This is a genomic window from Blautia sp. MSJ-36 (genome assembly GCF_018917985.1).
GTDB lineage: Bacteria > Bacillota > Clostridia > Lachnospirales > Lachnospiraceae > Blautia_A.
Genome location: NZ_JAHLPQ010000007.1, coordinates 33,831 through 53,124 on the forward strand (window position 1 = coordinate 33,831; position 19,294 = coordinate 53,124).

The 19,294-nt window shown below is 42.6% G+C and carries 19 protein-coding genes; 17 read left to right on the top strand and 2 right to left on the bottom strand.

Going from position 1 to position 19,294, the window contains the following annotated elements:
- Positions 1-90 precede the first annotated feature (90 nt).
- The 8 genes from KQI39_RS07130 (at position 91) to KQI39_RS07165 (ending at position 9,258) form a co-directional block, all read left to right on the top strand.
- Positions 91-351, top strand: coding sequence for a hypothetical protein (locus KQI39_RS07130; protein WP_118699505.1), 261 nt, complete (start codon positions 91-93; stop codon positions 349-351).
- A gap of 37 nt (positions 352-388) precedes the next feature.
- A complete protein-coding gene (locus KQI39_RS07135) occupies positions 389-3,151 on the top strand; it encodes a molybdopterin-dependent aldehyde oxidoreductase (RefSeq protein ID WP_216417481.1) in 2,763 nt (920 codons plus the stop codon).
- Positions 3,152-3,252: 101 nt separating this feature from the next.
- Entirely contained in the window at positions 3,253-5,547 is a 2,295-nt protein-coding gene (locus KQI39_RS07140; protein ID WP_216417483.1) for a pyridine nucleotide-disulfide oxidoreductase/dicluster-binding protein, read from the top strand.
- The gene (locus tag KQI39_RS07145) at positions 5,547-5,768 is read left to right on the top strand and encodes a DVU_1557 family redox protein (protein WP_174088748.1); all 222 of its coding nucleotides are present in this window, start codon (positions 5,547-5,549) and stop codon (positions 5,766-5,768) included. Before KQI39_RS07140 ends, KQI39_RS07145 begins: the two co-directional genes overlap by 1 nt.
- The gene (locus KQI39_RS07150; RefSeq protein WP_174088750.1) at positions 5,769-6,302 is read left to right on the top strand and encodes a class I SAM-dependent methyltransferase; all 534 of its coding nucleotides are present in this window, start codon (positions 5,769-5,771) and stop codon (positions 6,300-6,302) included.
- 3 nt (positions 6,303-6,305) lie between these two features.
- Positions 6,306-6,740, top strand: a complete 435-nt coding sequence (locus KQI39_RS07155; protein WP_021650124.1) for a DVU_1555 family C-GCAxxG-C-C protein — start codon at positions 6,306-6,308, stop codon at positions 6,738-6,740.
- Complete coding sequence (trsS, locus tag KQI39_RS07160; RefSeq protein WP_216417485.1) at positions 6,737-8,062, top strand: radical SAM (seleno)protein TrsS; 1,326 nt, start codon at positions 6,737-6,739, stop codon at positions 8,060-8,062. The genes KQI39_RS07155 and trsS overlap by 4 nt, the downstream gene beginning before the upstream one ends.
- A 20-nt stretch (positions 8,063-8,082) precedes the next feature.
- Entirely contained in the window at positions 8,083-9,258 is a 1,176-nt protein-coding gene (locus KQI39_RS07165) for a DVU_1553 family AMP-dependent CoA ligase (protein WP_216417487.1), read from the top strand.
- A 33-nt stretch (positions 9,259-9,291) separates the two neighbouring features.
- On the opposite strand, the gene KQI39_RS07170 is transcribed toward KQI39_RS07165, so the two are convergent.
- Positions 9,292-10,023, bottom strand: a complete 732-nt coding sequence (locus KQI39_RS07170) for a DUF5714 domain-containing protein (protein WP_216417489.1) — start codon at positions 10,021-10,023, stop codon at positions 9,292-9,294.
- A 377-nt stretch (positions 10,024-10,400) separates the two neighbouring features.
- Positions 10,401-11,723, bottom strand: coding sequence for an IS30 family transposase (locus KQI39_RS07175; protein WP_216417491.1), 1,323 nt, complete (start codon positions 11,721-11,723; stop codon positions 10,401-10,403).
- Positions 11,724-12,065: 342 nt separating this feature from the next.
- Between KQI39_RS07175 and KQI39_RS07180 the strand changes: the two genes are divergently transcribed.
- The 9 genes from KQI39_RS07180 (at position 12,066) to KQI39_RS07215 (ending at position 19,284) form a co-directional block, all read left to right on the top strand.
- Positions 12,066-12,413 carry a TnpV protein gene (locus KQI39_RS07180; RefSeq protein WP_216417493.1) on the top strand — a complete coding sequence of 116 codons (348 nt, stop codon included), beginning with the start codon at positions 12,066-12,068 and terminating at the stop codon, positions 12,411-12,413.
- A gap of 201 nt (positions 12,414-12,614) precedes the next feature.
- Entirely contained in the window at positions 12,615-12,929 is a 315-nt protein-coding gene (locus KQI39_RS07185; protein WP_216417495.1) for a helix-turn-helix domain-containing protein, read from the top strand.
- 219 nt (positions 12,930-13,148) lie between these two features.
- Positions 13,149-14,093, top strand: a complete 945-nt coding sequence (locus KQI39_RS07190) for a ParM/StbA family protein (protein ID WP_216417496.1) — start codon at positions 13,149-13,151, stop codon at positions 14,091-14,093.
- Positions 14,090-14,542, top strand: a complete 453-nt coding sequence (locus KQI39_RS07195; RefSeq protein WP_216417498.1) for a hypothetical protein — start codon at positions 14,090-14,092, stop codon at positions 14,540-14,542. Before KQI39_RS07190 ends, KQI39_RS07195 begins: the two co-directional genes overlap by 4 nt.
- Positions 14,543-15,369: 827 nt before the next feature.
- On the top strand, positions 15,370-15,750 hold the full coding sequence (locus KQI39_RS07200; protein ID WP_216417500.1) for a plasmid mobilization protein: 381 nt from the start codon (positions 15,370-15,372) through the stop codon (positions 15,748-15,750).
- The gene (locus KQI39_RS17320; RefSeq protein ID WP_253293103.1) at positions 15,699-16,382 is read left to right on the top strand and encodes a relaxase/mobilization nuclease domain-containing protein; all 684 of its coding nucleotides are present in this window, start codon (positions 15,699-15,701) and stop codon (positions 16,380-16,382) included. The genes KQI39_RS07200 and KQI39_RS17320 overlap by 52 nt, the downstream gene beginning before the upstream one ends.
- A 48-nt stretch (positions 16,383-16,430) precedes the next feature.
- Positions 16,431-16,940: a hypothetical protein gene (locus KQI39_RS17325; protein WP_330653983.1), complete on the top strand. Its 510-nt coding sequence runs from the start codon at positions 16,431-16,433 to the stop codon at positions 16,938-16,940.
- Positions 16,831-17,586 (top strand): DUF6040 family protein, encoded by a 756-nt coding sequence (locus tag KQI39_RS07210; RefSeq protein WP_253293104.1) that lies wholly within the window; start codon positions 16,831-16,833, stop codon positions 17,584-17,586. The genes KQI39_RS17325 and KQI39_RS07210 overlap by 110 nt, the downstream gene beginning before the upstream one ends.
- Positions 17,587-17,946: 360 nt before the next feature.
- Positions 17,947-19,284 carry a TrkH family potassium uptake protein gene (locus tag KQI39_RS07215; RefSeq protein ID WP_216417502.1) on the top strand — a complete coding sequence of 446 codons (1,338 nt, stop codon included), beginning with the start codon at positions 17,947-17,949 and terminating at the stop codon, positions 19,282-19,284.
- Positions 19,285-19,294: the final 10 nt, after the last annotated feature.

The window sequence follows — 19,294 nt, forward strand, 5'->3', positions numbered from 1 at the left end:
CCAAGTTTTATTTATTTATAATTTGCAATATTGTGAAAAAGCATGATAGTATGAATATATACATAATGATGTGGACAGGAGAACTTTTTCATGGATAAGATTTTTGAAATTACCGCAAAAGAAGTTACCATACAGGTAAAAGATGAGCGCACGGGAGTGGAATACAGCCGGACACTTCCGATGGATTATTACGAGAATGCAAATGTATTAAAACTCAGCGGTGAGAATCTGGATGGAAGCAGTTCTTCCATTGTTTTCTATTCTGCCAGAGGAATGGAAAGACTCAAAGATCTGACGGGAAAGGGTGCGGATCATGATCCATGCGGAACACATAAGCCGGAAGATCAGTAACATAATAGGGACGTTTTTTTAACAGGAGGGATGCAATATGATCAAAAAGACATTGAAGATCAATGGTGTTGAGAGAATCCTTATTCTTGATAAGGACGAGACACTGGCACAGGTTCTCCGTAATCATCTTCTTCTTACGGGATGTAAGATCGGCTGCGGTGAGGGCCATTGTGGAGCTTGTAACGTAATTATGAACGGAAAAGTTACAAGATCCTGTATCTATAAGATGAGTCGTGTTCCGGATAATGCAGAGATTACAACTATTGAAGGTGTGGGAACAATTTCTGATATGCATCCGATCCAGGTAGCCTGGATGGCATATGGATGTGCGCAGTGTGGTTTCTGTTCTCCAGGTTTCATTATCTCAGCGAAGGTTCTTCTTGACAATAATCCAAGCCCGACTCGAGAAGAAGTAAGAGAATGGTTTAACAAACAGCGTAACCTTTGCCGCTGTACCGGTTACAAGCCGCTCATCGATGCAACTATGGCAGCTGCAAAAGTTATGCGTGGTGAGATGACAAAAGAGGATCTTGTTTTTAAACAGACAGGTGATTCTATTGTTGGTACAAATTATATTCGTCCATCAGCAGCACAGAAGGTAACAGGTACCTGGGATTTCGGTGCAGATGATGCCTTAAAGATGCCGGAGGGAACTCTTCGTCTGGCACTTACACAGGCAAAAGTTTCTCATGCGAACATCCTCAGCATTGATACAACAGAAGCAGAAGGCATGCCGGGTGTTTTCCGCGTTATCACAGCAAAAGACATTAAGGCAGCCGGCGGAACAAACAAGATCAACGGTCTTGTAATGCTTCCGAAACACAACAAGACAGATGGATTTGAACGTCCGGTACTCTGTGATGAAAAGATTTTCCAGTTTGGTGATGCGATTGCAATTGTAGCTGCAGATACAGAAGAACATGCACGTGCAGCAGCGGATGCAGTAAAAGTTGAGATTGAAGAACTTCCTGCATATATGAATGCAATGGATGCGATTGCACCGGATGCAGCAGAAATCCATCCGGGTGTTCCAAATGCATTTTTTGAGACAAACTGTATCAAGGGACCTGATTTTGACTGGGACAGCATTCCGGATTCACAGCAGGTTGAGATCGAATCCTACTGTTCACGTCAACCACATCTCCATCTTGAACCGGACTGTGGTTATGGCTACATTGATGAAGACGGTATGATAACTGTTCATTCCAAATCCATCGGTATCCATCTCCATATGCCGATGATCGCTGATGGTATCGGTGTTCCGCTGGAGAATTTGAGACTTGTTCAGAACCATGCCGGAGGAACCTTTGGCTACAAGTTCTCTCCGACAAATGAAGCCCTGATCGGTGCAGCTGTCAAGATTCTTGAGCGTCCTGTATCGCTGGTATTCAATCAGTTCCAGAATATTACTTATACAGGAAAGAGATCTCCTGCATTTATGAATATTAAACTTGCGGCAGATGAAAACGGTAAACTCCTTGCTCTCTGGGGCAACAACTATGTGGATCATGGTCCATATTCAGAATTTGGTGATCTGCTTACCATGAGACTTTCTCAGTTTACAGGCGCTGGTTATGGAATCAATTCTATCCGTAACAAATCTACAACAGTATTTACTAACCATGCATGGGGATCTGCTTTCCGTGCTTACGGTTCTCCGCAGTCCTATATGGGATCTGAGATCGCAATTGATGTTCTGGCAGCAAAGATGGGAATCGACCCGTTTGATATGCGTGAAATGAACTGTTACAAGGAATCTGAAGGAACCACGATCCCGACAGGTTATCCGCCGGAAGTATATTGTGAGGAAGCACTGTTCAAGACCGCACGTCCGTTGTATGAAGCAGCTAAGAAACGTGTTGCCGAGAAGAATGCGGCTTCTGATGGCAAGATAAAATATGGTATCGGTGTATCTCTTGGTGTTTATGGCTGCGGACTTGATGGTGTTGACACATCCAATGCTTTTGCAGAACTGAATCCGGATGGAACCGTTACAATGTATGCTGCATGGGAAGATCATGGACAGGGTGCTGATATGGGTGTTCTTGTATCATCTCATGAAACACTTCGACAGGCTGGAATCAGACCTGAACAGATCAAACTTGTTATGAATGATACTAAGACATGTCCGAATGCAGGCCCGGCAGGTGGTTCTCGTTCACAGGTTATGTCAGGCAATGCATGCCGCCTGGCAGCAGAAAACCTTGTTGCAGCAATGAAAAAAGAAGATGGAACGTTCCGTACTTATGACGAAATGGTAGCAGAAGGTCTTGAAACAAAATATGAAGGTAACTGGGTAACAACCTTCTGTGCAGATCATCCGATCGATCAGGATACGGCACAGGGTGATCCGTTTGCAACTTATATGTACACGATTTTCCTTCCGGAAGTTGCAGTTAATACAGAGACCGGCAAGGTTACCGTTGAGAAATTTACATGTGTTGCCGATGTAGGTACGATCATGAACAGACTTCTTGTAGAAGGTAACTTCTATGGCGGCCTTGTACAGGGGGTGGGTCTTGCTCTTACAGAAGACTTTGAAGATCTGAACCACGATACCACTCTGAAAAATTGTGGTATCCCATATCCGAAGGATGCTCCGGATGATATTGAACTTCATTTCAATGAAACCTATCGCCCAAGTGGCCCTTATGGCGCTGCCGGCTGCGGTGAGGCTCCACTGGATGCTCCGCATCCTGCAATCCTGAATGCAATCTACAATGCAACGGGTGCACGTATTACACGTGTTCCGGCCCGTCCGGAAAGGGTTCTTGCAGCATTAAAAGAACTTGAGAAATAATCTTAATTCATAATGTGGTTGGAGTAAAAGTTGCCAACTGTGATATAATCAGGGGAGACGGGAAACTGCCTCCCCTTTACATACGAAAGGAGTATCAGGTTATGACATACATACAGGAGAGAGGTTCTACTCACGTTTATCATGTAAATCGAATGTCAAAAGAAGAGATGGATCATATGATCAGTCTCTGCGTCCATGAACAGCCTGCCTACTGTGTTGCAGCCTGTCCTTTCAAAGTAGATACAAAAGAGATGCTGTATTATGCTGCAAAAGGAAATTTCAAGAAAGCGTTGGCAATTTATGAGAAAATTACACCATTTCCAATGATTCTCTGTGATGGATGTACGGCACCTTGCGAAGATAATTGCAAGCTTTGTGAACTTGGTGATGGTGTCTCCATACGAGAAGTAGAACGTGCGATTGTCCGGTATGGAGAACCAGGAAGACGAAGCAGTGTATTTCGCATGAGAAAGAAGAAAAGGGTAGCAATCTTTGGTTCTGGATTATTTCCACTGTTTCTTGCAGGGGAACTGGAAAAGAAAATGTATCCTACGACGATTTATTGCAAGGAAGAAGATTATGAAAGCTATATTGCAGCGGCAGCCGGACATCTTTTGGAATCAGACCGCAGCAATGAAGCGAAACGTCTGAAATCTATGGATCTTTCTTTTGAATTTGGATGCAGTTTGAATCTTCCGTTCATCAGAGAAAAAATGGAACTGGCAGATGTGGTCTGCGCATCAGAAGAAGTGGCAAAAATGTTAGCTCCGGAAGAAGCAGCAGATGTCGAGATTATGTTAAGGGAACAGGCAAAGATTGTCAGCGGATCTGCGGAATCTGTGATGGATGCGGCTTTTGCCGCAAAGCGGGCAGCTCTGACAGTGGATTTTCTGGTACAGAATTTATCGCCGCACAGCAACAGAGGCAGTGAAGGAGCAGTGACTACTAAGCTTTATACGAACATGGAAGGAATCCATGGATCGAATAAGATTTTCTGTGGTCAGGATGGATATTCAAAAGAAGAAGCTGTAGAAGAAGCAAAACGATGTATTCAGTGTCATTGTGACGAATGCATGAAAGGCTGTGTGTATTTAAGTGAATATCAAAAACATCCGGGTTTATTAGCCCGTGAGATCTATAATAATACGCAGATTATCATGGGAGATCATCCGATGAACAAACCGATGAATGCCTGTGCCCTCTGTGGACAGTGTACGGTGATCTGTCCGAATGGATTTGATATGAGTCAGGTGTGCAAGTCAGCAAGAGAAAATATGGTATCTACAGATAAGATGCCGCTGGCGCCACATGAATTTGCACTGATGGACATGTTATTTTCAAATTCAGAGGCTTTTTTGAGCAGACTCCAGCCGGGATATGAAACTTGCAGATATGTATTTTTCCCGGGCTGTCAGGCAGGTGCGATAGCGCCGGATGTGGTTATGCAGGCATACGAAGATTTAAGTAATCGGGTAGCTGGAGGCGTTGCTCTGATGCTGGGATGCTGTGGTGCAATCAGTGAATGGGCGGGTCGCTATGAAATGACAGAAAAAGTAAATGAGCAGCTGAAACAGGAACTGGCCAAGCTTGGTGATCCGATCATCATTGCAGGCTGTCCAAGCTGCATGAAGCAGCTAAAAGAAAGTATTGGAGCACATGTTATAGGAATCTGGGAAATTTTGAGAGAAATCGGACTTCCACAGCAGGCGAAAGGACTGGAGATACCGGTTGCCATACATGATGCCTGTGGTGCCAGAGGGGATGCACAGACACAGGATATGATACGACAACTTTTGTCGGATATGGGATGTATCGTTGAAGATACAGAATATTCCAGAGATTTGTCTCCATGTTGTGGATATGGAGGTCTGACGGCATATGCCAATAAAGATATGGCAGCGAAAATGACAGAAAAGTGTCTGGAACGTTCCGATGCACCATATATTACATACTGCATGGCATGCAGAGACCGATTTGCCAGAGAGGGAAGAGAATCCCGACATATACTTGAACTTCTGTATGGGGCAAATGCCAGCAATATGCCTGATATCAGTGAGAAACGCTACAACAGGCTCATATTGAAACAAACACTTTTAAAAAACATCTGGAATGAGGAATCGATCATGGAGAAAAAAGACTATACTGTTGCCTATACAGAGGAGGCAATCCATATGATGGATGAGCGCATGATACTGAAAAGTGATGTGGAACGTGTGTTATCAGATTACAGAGAAAATCAGGAAGCAATCCTGGATGAAGAAACAAAAGAACTGGTGACAAGAAGCAGACTGGGAAATGTCACATTCTGGGTGCGGTTTGTGGAAACAGAAGGCGGATATCTGGTACACAGAGCATACAGTCATCGAATGAATATTATGAAAAGGGTGGGACAGTAATGGCAGTAGAAAGAGCATATTATACGATTGATCCGGAAGGAAAGCTGACCTGCATGAAATGTAAGGTTCCTCTTGTAAAAGGAAAAGCAAAATTTATGTATCTGGAAAATGGGTTTCCTGTGGAAATGCCTGTCTGCCCAAAGTGTGGGTTTGTGTATGTTCCGGAAGAACTTGCACTTGGAAAAGTGCTCGCGGTGGAGCGTGCACTGGAGGATAAATAGATGAACAGGCATCCGGGAGGGGAAGCGCAGACGCTTCATCTTCTGGAGAACATAGAATGGAAAAAAGAAATGAAAGCATTGGATCTTGGAGCTGGAGAAGGGGACACGGTACGAATCCTGAAATCATTTGGGCTGGATGCACATGGCGTGGATCTTTTCCCACGGAGCAGTGATGTGGAAACAGGCAATTTTCTGCATTTGCAGTATCCATCAGACAGTATAGATCTTTGCATCAGCCAGTGTGCATTTTTCGTCAGCAGAGATCAGAAAAATGCACTATCTGAATGCTGGCGCGTTTTGAAAAAGGGAGGTTTTCTTTTACTGTCAGATCTGGATACCGGAAATCTTTCGGAAATGGCAGAACAGACAGGATTTACCATTCTCCGGCAGGAGAATCAGACGTTACTTTGGCGGGAATATTATCTGGAAGCAATCTGGAATGATTCGTTCTGCAGCGAAGAGTATAAGCTTCTGCAGAAAGAATATAAAGGAAAGAAGCTGCGCTATACCATGTTGGTTGGCAGAAAGGAGTAGCACATGGATCTTTATGAAAGAATCATAGAACTTAGCAGTATGGGTTATCATTGCTCACAAATGGTTATGATTATGACACTGGAAGCCATAGGTGAGGAAAATCCACAGCTTGTAAAGGCTCTGGGAGGTCTGGGCGGTGGCATCGGTTACTGTGGAGATACCTGTGGCTGCCTGACAGGAGGGGCCTGTGCGATAGGTTTGTTCCTTGGCAATCTGGCTCCGCAGGAGAAAGAAGATATACAGATGAAACCGGCTGTGCAGGAATTATATCAGTGGTTCCATAAGAAGACCGAAGAAGAATTTGGTGCTTTTTATTGTAAGGATATCACTTCCAATCTGGATTGGGGAGTGATCATGGAGCAATGTCCTGCGCTGATTGCAGATACTTATACGAAAGTGATAGAAATACTGACAGAACGGGGAATATTGGAACTATGATTACGCTGGGTAAAACAAAAAGTGTATGCCCGATATGTATGAAAGTACTTACGGCTAAAAAATGTATCGGTGAAGATGGCATTTATCTGGTGAAAGAATGTGATATCCACGGAAAGTTTCAGACACTGATCTGGGAAGGAACGGCAGCAGAGTATCTTTCCTGGGGAAGAGAAAACCTGTCTGCGGAGACTCCGGTAAATCCCAAAATCAAAGAGAAATCCTGCCCGGATAATTGTGGACTCTGTGAGGAGCACGAACGAAAAGGCTGTTGTATGATACTGGAAGTGACAAAGCGTTGCAATATGCACTGCCCGGTCTGCTTTGCTTCGGCAGGAGAATGTCTGGAAAACGGTGATCTTTCAATGGATGAAATAGAAAAGCAATATGATTTTCTGATGGATCATGGAGGACCATTCAATATTCAGCTCTCAGGAGGAGAACCAACTATGCGGGAGGATCTTCCGGAGATCATACATATGGGTAGAGAAAAAGGGTTTACATTTTTTCAATTGAATACCAATGGAATCCGTCTTGCGCAGGAAGCAGGATATGCCAGAAAACTGAAAAAAGCAGGACTGAATACGGTATTTCTTCAGTTTGACGGTGTCACAGATGACGTGTATCAGACATTGCGCGGACGCTCTATGATAGAACTGAAAGAAAAGGCTGTGTTAAACTGTTCGGAAGCGGAACTGGGAATTGCCCTGGTACCTGTCATTGCGCCAGGAGTAAATGACATGCAGGTTGGAGATATCCTGAAGTTTGCGATGGATCATATGCCATTTGTAAGAGGAGTACATTTCCAGCCGATCAGCTATTTTGGCAGATGTTCTCAGCAGCGTCCACAAGCTCCGATTACCATACCAAAGATGTTGAAGCTGATCGAGGAACAGACTGACGGGCTTATGAAAAGCGAGGATTTCGCCGGTGGTGGAGCAGAGAATCCATACTGTTCTTTTCATGCAAGTTATCTGAAAAAAGGTGAGAGGGAACTGAAACTTCTGGAAAAGAAATCAGGCAGAGGATGTTGTTGTACTACCAGCGATGATTCCAGACAGTATGTGGAAAATCAGTGGAGCTATAGCACAAAAAAATTTGATGATGATGAAATGACACAGACAGATGCGCTGGATGAATTCCTGATCCGGGTTCATAATGAAACTTTTGCAGTATCAGGGATGATTTTTCAGGATGCATGGAATCTGGATCTTGAACGTCTGAAAAGATGTTATATCTGCGAGGTGGATTCTGATTATGGAATGGTGCCATTTTGTGCATATAATCTGACGAATTCGAAAGGAATATATTTATACAGAAAGTGAAACGATCGAATATAGATGCAATGATCTGTAAGCAGGAAGGCATTACAGAGATTACAAGAGATGAAATACACAGAATACAGCTGGAGAAATTAAATATTGTACTGAAGAGAGAAAAAGAACGAGAGGGTTTTTACCGAGATTTGCCGGAAAGACTGGAAAGCCTGATAGATTTGAGAAGCCTTCCTTTTACAACAGAAACAGATCTGGCACGAGATGGAGGCAGGATGCTGCTGTGCTCCCAGGGGGAAGTCCAGAAAGTAATATCAGAACAGACAAGCGGAACGACCGGTGCCGGTAAACGTGTATTCTATACAGAGGGAGACTGTGAACACACCATAGAACTTTTTATGGCAGGGCTGGGTGAATTTATTTATCCTGGAAGTATAACGATGGTGGCTATGCCATTTTCAGGTCCTTTTGGATTGGGAGAACTGATCGCGGAGGCAATCAGACGTCTGGGAGCAAAACCTCTTTCAACCGGAACAGGAAGAAGTTATGGCGAACTAAACAGGATTTTGGAAGAGGAGCAGCCGGATACGTATGTGGGAATGCCGACGGCATTGCTTTCCATGCTTAGAATGTGCGGAAAAGGCAGTATAAAAAGAGCACTGGTATCCGGAGATGCCTGTCCGCAAACTGTCATGAAAGCAATCGAAGAAATTTTGGAAACACGACTTTGGCCGCACTATGGTTCCAGAGAGATGGGGCTTGGAGGTGCCATTTGCTGCACGGCGCATGATGGTATGCATATGCGGGAAAACCATTGTATTACAGAGATTATAGATGAGAACGGAAATGTGCTGCCGGACGGTGAATGGGGAGAACTGGTGATTACAACCATTGGAATGGAAGCACAGCCGTTGATTCGATATCGGACCGGTGACTGGACAAGGATCATCCCAGGAAGATGCCTTTGTGGAAGTGAAATAAAGCGCCTGGACTTTGTAAAGCGGATGGATCCATTGGGAAGTATCAGAGAGATGGATGAATTGTTGTTTGAGATTCCGGAACTGGTAGATTATTGTGTGAAAATTGTAGATGGAAAAAAGGAAATTACAGCGCTTTTTACGTCGGACAATGGAGAAGAACGAATCAGGAGTGTTTTGGAAGAGAAGGATATTCGTTCATGGAACTGCAAAAAAGCAAAGTGGGAAGATCTGGCGCTGTATCCTGGCAAGCGAGTTACAAGGCAGTGATTTCGTGGTATCATGGAATCACTGCCTTGCCTGTTATTCAGGATAGTATGGACAATCTTCCTGGATGCATTCGCGATTATCTTCGCAGTATTTACACGTTATAGAAGACAACGGAATGTTTACAGAACAAAACTGACTGTAAAAATGAACAGCTTCTTCAATGGCAATTCTGCTGGTACGTTTGCAGCAGCGAGGTCCACCAACATCTGCCAGTCTGGATAAAATAATGGAAACAAGTTTTTGAGGAAACGGCCATGCATCTTTGTGAAGTGGACTGGATCCGGTCATAACGGACATGAAAATACCGGCTCCGGCAGCAGCTCCACAGACACCCCAGTAACCACAGGTACCGCCCGGAACCTGCTTCGCTCTTTTACAGATTTCAGATAGTGCAGCATCGTAATCCATATGTTCTCCATTATTGCGAAACGCTGTCAGAAGAACGCATGGGACAATTGCATGATGCTCCGGTCCATGCATATGTACAGATGGAAGATCCATAATTTTTTCCAGAAGAAGCAAAGCATCTTTTTCTGTACTGTCTCTGAGTGTCGTGATTACCGGAGCATATGTGCCATAGCTGTGGCAGGCATCACAGATAAAGTGACCATTTTCACAGACCGCATTGGTTAATTGCTCTTTATGGCAGATGCTGCACGTCTGAATAGAGCTTTCAGCACGATACGTAATAGGAGCACCACAAATCAGACATCCGGAAAAATGTTCCGCTTCACCGCAACAACAGGAATTATTCGTATGATCCATTTGATTCACCTCCGGAGAATTTATTTTAATAGTGTTAACGATGTAATAAGTATAACATAAAATGAAAAAGTAATGAGAAAGTATCTTGACAATGATGTTACTTTGGGTATATGATTCGATCCAATAAAGGGGGGGTGAATGCAAGAGTTATTGCAACCCCGGTATATCACGCTAAATATGAGGCGTTTTGAGAGAGTAAATGCAATTATAAGATAGAAGTTACAGGAGAAATAGGTTATACTTTAAATGCAGACAGATGAAAATCAGAAGCTTTTTAACATCAAAATAAGACGGCAGGCATGAATCTTGCAGGACTAAATGCAACCCGTCTGAAGAGATGAAAACTGCTTCTCTCAGGCATTATACTTAGGTGTTTGTTATTTTATAAGATCAGGCTTGAGGTGGATCTGGTCAGCGGGAACTGACCGAAGATCCATGAGACTCATCAGTTTTGCATCAAGCAGAAGAAGAGCCAGCTGGAATGGAGTGCAGCCATTCAGGCTGGCTCTTGCCGTACTGTTGATGTGATTCATCATAAGGTTTACTTTCTGTTCAGTAAGAGAGTCAAAAGCAGTTCCTTTTGGGAGGATATAACGTATAAACTCATGATTCTTTTCCAGGCGTCCTTTCTGCCAGGAGGACATGGGGGCGCAGTAAAAGACCTTGGTAAGGATATCCTGCCGGTGCGGCATCTCAAATAATGAAGGATCCAGGAAAGAACTCCCGTTGTCGGTCAGTATTATCGGAAACAGCTGTGAATAAGTCTGTGGACCAAGTTCAGACAGCAGGAGATCAAAAACATCCTGAACATATTTCCTGCGGTCGCCAGGCAAGAGAAAAAGAAGCATCAGAGAACAGTTCCGAAAGAACAGGGTAAGGAGGACAGGACCGGATTTACCGCCGGCGCCTTCCACCACATCAAGTTCTACTATTGAAGCATCGGGAGAAGAAGCAAGAAAATCCAGCAGATCTCTGTAAGTACGGTTCTTTCGATATCCGGGAACCGGTGTATCGAGCTGTTTCTTTTTGCGTTTTTTGCAGCGGACTTTTCTGGGAAGATCAAGGTTGATAACAGAAAGATACTGCTTATCCACATAGGAATAAAGAGTACGCTGGCAGCAGGGAATATCTTCCCTATGAGACAGAAAGATATGAGAAAGCGGCTGGCCCTTTTTTATAAGTGGGGAAACAAGCCTGTCTAGCTGATCAAGTTCTTCAGGGGAGAGATTGATGCCGCTGCGGGAGGAAGAACGGAGTTCCAAAGAGGTATCATGGGAATGTTTAGCACGGTAGAAAAAGAAATCATGGGAACAGCGGCGCAGCTTAGGACAAGCATTACATACATAAGGAGGTTTCTTAAGGAGCTCGCATTTAGCAGTCGTAAAAGAAGGACAGAAAGAAGCACATTTCCTGCTTCGACACTTAGAGCAAAGAGAGGAGCAGGAAAGATTACCGCAGACGCCCTGTTTGGAGCAGGAAGAAAAATAAATGCACTCGGTTTTCCTGCGGCTGCGGTCATCGTAATAGTGAGGGGAAAAGATCAGATGGCGTCGAACTTCCCTGGAAACAGAGGAAGGGCTCTTGCCAAGTTCGTCCGCAATCCTTTTGAAGCTCCATCCTTTTTCGATGCCAGCCTCGATAGAGATTCTGTCAGAGAGTGTAAAGTGTTTGCCTTTGTTGGATTCAATAAAAGTATTCATAAATAGAAACTCCTTTCATGTTGGAGCCTGAGAGTAAGCTCATGTTACTATGATTGCAGAGGTTATTGCAACCCCTATATCTCCATTTGAGAACAAAAAGATCTAAGGGTTGCATTTACTTTTTCAATTAACAATCACAAAATCTTCACAAAATAATTAGCACTCACCTCTTGATAATGGAAGTCGATTTTTGTCCTGTCTTGTGTATCCCGAAAGTGGCTATCTTACAGGCTTTCCGGGGTATCAGTCATTTTGTCTGGTATTGTAAAGCAGTGTCAGATTTATCGCAAATGTCGTAAATTTGTCGTAAAAAAATGATGAGAAATGGAGAGTGCTAATAAAATGAAATTAACGTATACGAATGTAAACGGATACCTGATTCCGAACCTTACTTATAAATCCGGTGAAGAGATGGAGCAGCTTGGCAAGTATGGATTCTTACGCAGAGATTATCTGAAGAACCATAAAAATTCTCTGTATCAGGTCATGCTTCTGCAGGATACCATTGGAGAACATCTTCTGGAAGTAGATAAAGTAGCCAGAAAACGGAAAGAGGTAATTCTGAAGCAGTTAGAAGAAAAAGAACCATTGCCAGACAAAGAAGCAGATCAGATGGCGTGGGTGAGAGCAGCCAACCAGCACAGAGCGATTGCGGAAGAGATTATTCTCAAGGAACTGATTTATGTTTAAATGATGGAAAAGTTGCGACGGTGTCGCAATAATTATTGAAAAGGGTGGTTTTGATGGAAAAAAATATTCAAAAAAAGAAAAAAAGTTTGGATTCACCGAGTCCAAAATTAAATAAAGATTTTTAAAATATGTGCGGAGAAAGGCGTGAGTCATAAAAATGTGGCTTGCGTCTTTTTCTGTCTGGAAAGGAAGTGGGGTAGAGTGGCACAAGTCTTTCGTGTAGAGCGAAACAAGAATTTTACTGTAATGAGCAACCATCATTTCAAGAACAAAGATTTGTCATTAAAGGCAAAGGGACTGTTATCCCTGATGTTAAGTCTGCCAGAGGACTGGAATTACAATATGCAGGGACTGGCATCTCTGAGCCGGGACGGAATTGATTCTGTCCGGGCAGCAATTAAAGAACTGGAATATTACGGGTATGTGGAGCGAAATATGATCAGAAATGAATATGGGCTTTTTACGGATACGGAGTATATTATCCGGGAGATTCCAATCGGGCAGGAAAATGAGTAGTCCATATTGGGACATCAGTCCAACGGGAAATCCGATATGGGTACTTCAGCCCATAGGAAAACCAGTGTTGGAAAATCCAATATTGGTTTTTCCAAGGCAATAAATAATATATGTTATCAAATATGAATTATAAAATAACCAGTTAATAAAATATCTATCTTATCAATTCACTTAAATATTAATAGTGTTCGATGAGAAAAGAAAGAATGAGGTATGATTATGCGAACAATGAAAAACAACAATAATGAAACAGTTATGGTAATCGGGATTGATCATGGTTATGGAAACATGAAAACGGCTACCAGATGTTTCCCGTCCGGTGTAGCCAGATATGACAAGGAGCCAATCTTCCAGAATAATCTTCTTGTTTACAATGATATGTATTACCAGATTGGAGAGGAACACAAGGAGTTCTGTGCAGAGAAAACGCAGGACGAGGACTATTATGTGCTGACACTGGCAGCTATTGCAAAGGAACTGGACGGGAAAGGAATGAACCGGGCAAAGGTACATATTGCAGCTGGACTTCCCCTTACCTGGGTGGCTACACAGAAAGAAGATTTTCAGAAATATCTTCTCCAGAATGAAAGTGTGGATTTTACCTTCCGTAATAAAGAATATCATGTGGAGTTTGCAGGAGCTGATATTTACCCACAGGGATTTGCAGCAGCCTTTTACCGCTTACAAGATTTTAAAGGTATCAATATGCTGGCAGATATTGGAAACGGGACTATGAATATCATGTATATCAATAATTCCCGCCCATTAGAGAAGAAATGTTATACAGAAAAATATGGAACACACCAGTGTGTGCTTGCTGTCAGGGAATCCCTGCTGAAAGAACTGGGAACAGTAGTGGATGATCTGGTGATTGAGCAGGTGATCCGTACCGGGACTGCTGATATTGGTGAAAAATATCTGGAGGTCATTTGTAAAGCTGCCGGAGATTATACGAAAGAAATCTTCCATAAGTTGAGAGAACGGGAATACAATCCGGAATTGATACGTCTGTATGTGGTGGGCGGTGGCGGTTGTATGATCCAGAATTTTGGAGAATATGACAAGAGCCGGGTAACGATTGTGCGGGACATCTGTGCCACAGCGAAAGGCTATGAAGCAATGACTGTAAGGAAAATTCAGAGAAACGGAGGGATGTTTGTATGAGAAAAGAACGGAAAATCATCAACACAAATATCCGTTTGAATCTTTGTGATGAACAGGACAGAAAGGCATGGGAATATTTGCAGACAATGGACAGGGAAAAATATAAATCATATACCAGGGCTGTCGTAGTGGCTTTGAATGACTATTTTTCCAGAGAGTACAGGAATGAAGCAGATCCATATCTGGAAACCAGAGAAAAGGAAGATGCGTTTCTGGAAAGGGTGGAAACAGCTATCCGGGATGGAGTGAAAGAATCCGTCCCGATGGCTATGGCGAAGAACCTGCTTGAAATGCTTGCACCATTTGTAAAAGAATCGGTAGGAGAGAGTAATCTGTCAGACAGAACACTGATAATGGAGAAAGCGGATGGCGAGATCACAGAAGATAATCTGGACTGGGAGAAAGAAGCTGATATGGACGCAGCACTGGATTTTGCGGACAGTTTTTAACTGATTATAAAATAGCGGTAACAGGAGAACAGACTGACAGTTAAGAATAACTTTATAAAAATAGAATAGCAGAAAAAGACAATGGCAGTGATAGCATTTCAGGCGTTATGAATTGGAGAAATGTTTATGACTGCTATTTTTATGTCTTTCGGCAGAAATGGAAAGCAGTTCAGAAAAAGAAAGACAGAAATAACAGGAAAATATGGCAGAAAGGCGTTTGTAGATGTGAAACGTTGTATAAGCAAGGTGAAGAAGAAACATAGGGTACCGGATACGGCACATGATTGTCCGATACTTCGCATCGGAGTGGTGCATGACCAGTCTGTTTCAGAAAGGGAAAATCTATGGAAGGTGGAGCTTTTCTCTTTCTTTTACAGTCAGTTCCTGCACCACAAAACCACTGTCATCTCCATTTTGGTTTGATAACGCAGTGGGGGGAATGTTGCTTACCTAGTGCTGGTTCAGTGGTGGAGAGATGACAGGCAAGTTTCGCAAAGTGGCAAGCCACTCTGCACCGGAGACAGCCTTTGGGCTGTTCCTAAACTTGCCAGAGGGCTCCGCCCCTTGGAACCCCGGCACGTCAATAGCGTAAATATCCCTGCGAAATGTCCACCGGACATTCCTACGGAACACTTACTGATTGACTAGGACTTGTCTCCGCTGCCGCTCCGGTCGGTGCAAAGCTGACGTCCACTGGACGTCATGCACCCTGCACCTGTATAAGAGAGCGTTGCACTCTCTTATAAATCTCCTGCTAATATGCTACCAGAACGCTGTGTCTGTTAATAAAGAATGAAAAATCAGGCAAAAAAAGGAGATAAAAGCCTATGAGAAAACGAAATTATACAGTAACCATACGAATGAATAAAGCAGAATATGATCTGCTTCAAAACAAAGTGAAAGAATCAGGAAGAACACAGCAGGAAGTTGTGATAAAAGCAATCGCAGACTTGAAGATAACATCTGCAGAGGAAGTGGAAGAATTGAAAAAGTTGAACCAGATGTTTGCAGACATCCTTTGTCAGCTCCGGGGAGCGACTACAAATATCAATCAGATTGCAAGAAAACTGCATACAGACGGAGAAATTCCAAATGACAGTATGCTGTATTTCCTCAATAAAAATATCCTCAAGTATCGGAAGGAGAGTGAAAGGATATGGCTGTTAATAAGACGATTAATAAGCGGACAAATACACATGGAGCAATGAGAAACTGCATCGAGTACGTTCTGCGACAGGACAAGACCAGTGAGCTGTCTACTTATGTAACAGGTCCGTATCGCCATGATGAGATTAATTATGATCTGGTGTACAGAATCTTTTTGGAAGAAAAGAAGATGTGGGATAAAGACACCGGGAGAATGTATGCCCACAACATTATTTCCTGGCATAAGGACGAGCAGATTACTCCGGAGCAGGCATTAGAATTTGGAAAAGAGTTTGCAGAAACATGGTTCAGTGGATTCCAGACCTTAGTAGCGGTACATAAGGATAAAGACCATATCCACTGCCATCTGGTTACAAATTCAGTGAGTTATGAAGACGGGAGAAAGCTGCATAACACCAGAAAAGATCTGGAACGTATGAAACAGCTTACCAACCAGATGTGTCGGGAGCGTGGACTGGCAGTTGCCGAAAAAGGAAAGCACTTTGATGGAAGCCAGATTGAAAAAGGGGAAGTTGTTGCATGGAGTAAGGATAAATATAACCTGTTCCGACAGCAGGTAAAGGATAGTTTTGTAGCGGACTGTGCAATGGCAGTGTTAAAAGCACTGGAAAATTGCATCAGCAAAGAAAAGTTTATAGAAAAAATGAAACAGTTTGGATGGAATGTAAACTGAACTGAGAAGCGAAAGCACATCACATTTCAGAATCAGGATGGAAAGAAAGTGCGTGACAGCAATCTGTCAAAAACATTTCATCTGGACATCAGCAAGGAGGGCTTAAAGAATGAATTTGATGGAAATAGGCAGAAAGCCAGAGATGCAGCCGATAGGGACAGCAGAACAGCCGAAGAACTCAGAAACTATTACAGAGAGCTTGACGCAGCAATCGCAGATGCCAGAGGAATCACCAATCAAGCTCAAAATGGAGAGGGATATTCTCATACGGAGTTTCGAGAAAACGAAAGAGTTTATGCGGACACAGAAAAAGCAGATACAGACACTGGAAGAAGAGAAACAGACGATCTTATCCGACAGGCAGAGATTGCGAGAAGAAGTTCGGAAATCAACCGTAGAAATTCAGCGTCTGACAACCGAATTGTCCAAAACGCAGAAGCTGAATCAATTGCTTCAGCAGAGCAACGACGATCTGAGGAACAGAAATGGCTTAATGAGCAGGAGCGAGCAAGAGCAGCTCGAAGAAGAAATAGAAGACGTTCGGGACCAGAACTCTAAATTGCAGATACAAGTAAACAAATCATCGGTTGAGGCAGTAGATGAAGCCCAGAGAAAGCAGAAAGAAGCGGAGAAAAAGACAGAACAGGCAGAAGCAAAAGCCCGTAATGAAAAGAAAAGGGCAGAGCTGGAAATCCGTAAAGCGAAAAAAGAAGTAAAGGACAGAACGGAAAATATGAAGGCTATGGAATATTTCTGGGGAATGGGATACGTTACGGTAATTCTGTTTGCAATCGTACAGAATGGTGCTTTTCAGAATGACTTTATAGATTTTTTCAGGACTCCATTCGTGTGGTATGTTCGATTTTGTGAATGGTTGGTACATCCAACCTATGATAACGGATTCAACCAGAAAATAGCATATACAGGTGGAGAAGCGTGGGTTATCAGGATTCTGGCAATCGTAGCTGTGCTTTTTATATTGGCAATCGTGATGATAATAACCGTGGAAGTAGTAAAACGATACAAAGAAATGTGGGATGAAATTTCACAGATGTTTTTAGTTGGAAGTCTTTCGGGGATTGTAGTACTTGGAGATGTAATCAGAGAATATCTACCTGTGAATTTGATCTTGTTATTTGGATTTATTAATGTGGGAATGATGTTGCTACGAGTGCATCTTCAAAAGAAATTTGATTATCTGTAAAATGAAATAGGGTGAAAAGGGTGTAACCACACTATAGATTTACACCCTTTTGGAGTTAATTTTGTGATAATTTTCTATCTTTACCAAGGAAAAAAGTGCAATGGTATCAGGCCTGACATGACTTCCGGTGCAAAAATCATAGGAAATGTTAATAAAATCATTGTAGAAGCTCCTTTTTTATAGGTTATTTTTTCATAGTCCTGGTGTTTTATTTTGGAAAATAATTCCTAATCTAAATCTTTATACAATCTTAATATAGAATCAGAGACTCTTATACCATCTTTGAAAGCAATTATATATAATAAAAACAGCACAAAGATAGCATTATTTAGAATCAATAATAAGGAGTTCTGATTATTTATGCCAGAAAAGACATATAAGAAAAAACATCTGACATCCTTTCAGTTAATTATTCTTGGGTTTGCAGGAGTGATTCTTTTAGGAACCGTTTTGCTGATGCTTCCATTTTCCACTTTGGATAAAGTACCAACTCCATTTCATGAGGCCCTTTTTACTGCTACTTCCGCAGTATGTGTGACAGGTCTTGTGGTAAAGGATACTGGAAGCTACTGGTCTATGGCAGGACAGATAATTATTCTTGTACTCATACAAATTGGTGGGCTTGGCGTTGTAACGGTAGCAGCATCTGTTTCCCTTCTTTCTGGGAGAAAAATATCTCTTATGCAAAGAAGTACCATGCAGGATGCGATATCAGCACCTAAAGTGGGAGGAATTGTCAGACTAACAAGATTTATTTTAAAAGGGACATTTCTGATGGAAGCTGCAGGGGCGCTGTTGTTACTGCCAGCTTTTTTACCTGATTATGGTGGAAAGGGAATCTGGATGTCAGTCTTTCATTCAATTTCTGCTTTTTGTAATGCCGGTTTTGATATTCTGGGAACGGCCGACAATCCCTTTCCTTCCTTGACCGGGTATTCTGGAAATGCCTTTGTAAATGTGGAAATTATGTTGCTGATTATTGTAGGAGGGATAGGTTTTCTCACCTGGGATGATATTTATACGAATAAACTGAACTTTAAACGTTACCGTATGCAAAGCAAGATTATTTTGATGACTACTGCAAGTCTAATCTTATTTCCTACAGTTTTTTTCTTCGTCTGTGATCTGAAAAATCTATCCGCAGGGAAACGCCTGTTAGCTGCGATGTTCCAATCGGTAACAACAAGGACAGCAGGATTTAACACGATAAATATTTCGAAGATGGGCGAGGCTTCAAAAGCAGTTATGATTTTGTTGATGCTGGTTGGCGGTTCGCCGGGTTCTACAGCTGGTGGAATGAAAACGACAACCTTCACGGTGCTTATTTTAAATGCAATTGCGACATTTAGAAGTCAGGAAAATGCAGGGGCTTTTGGACGGAGATTGGAATATCATGTGATAAAAAATGCAGTAACGATAGCTATGCTTTATTTTACTATGTTTTTTTTTGGTGGAATCGCAATCAGCGTATACGAAGGTCTTCCACTTTTAGATTGTCTGTATGAAGCTGCTTCAGCTGTAGGCACGGTAGGACTGACACTGGGGATTACACCTGGGCTTCATGTTTTTTCACAAACTGTGCTGATTATTTTAATGTATCTGGGACGTGTGGGCGGCCTGACTTTGATTTATGCGGTGTTTTCTGGAAGAAACAAGAGAAATGCAAAACTGCCTCTGGAGAAGATTACAGTTGGATAAGAAGGAGAAA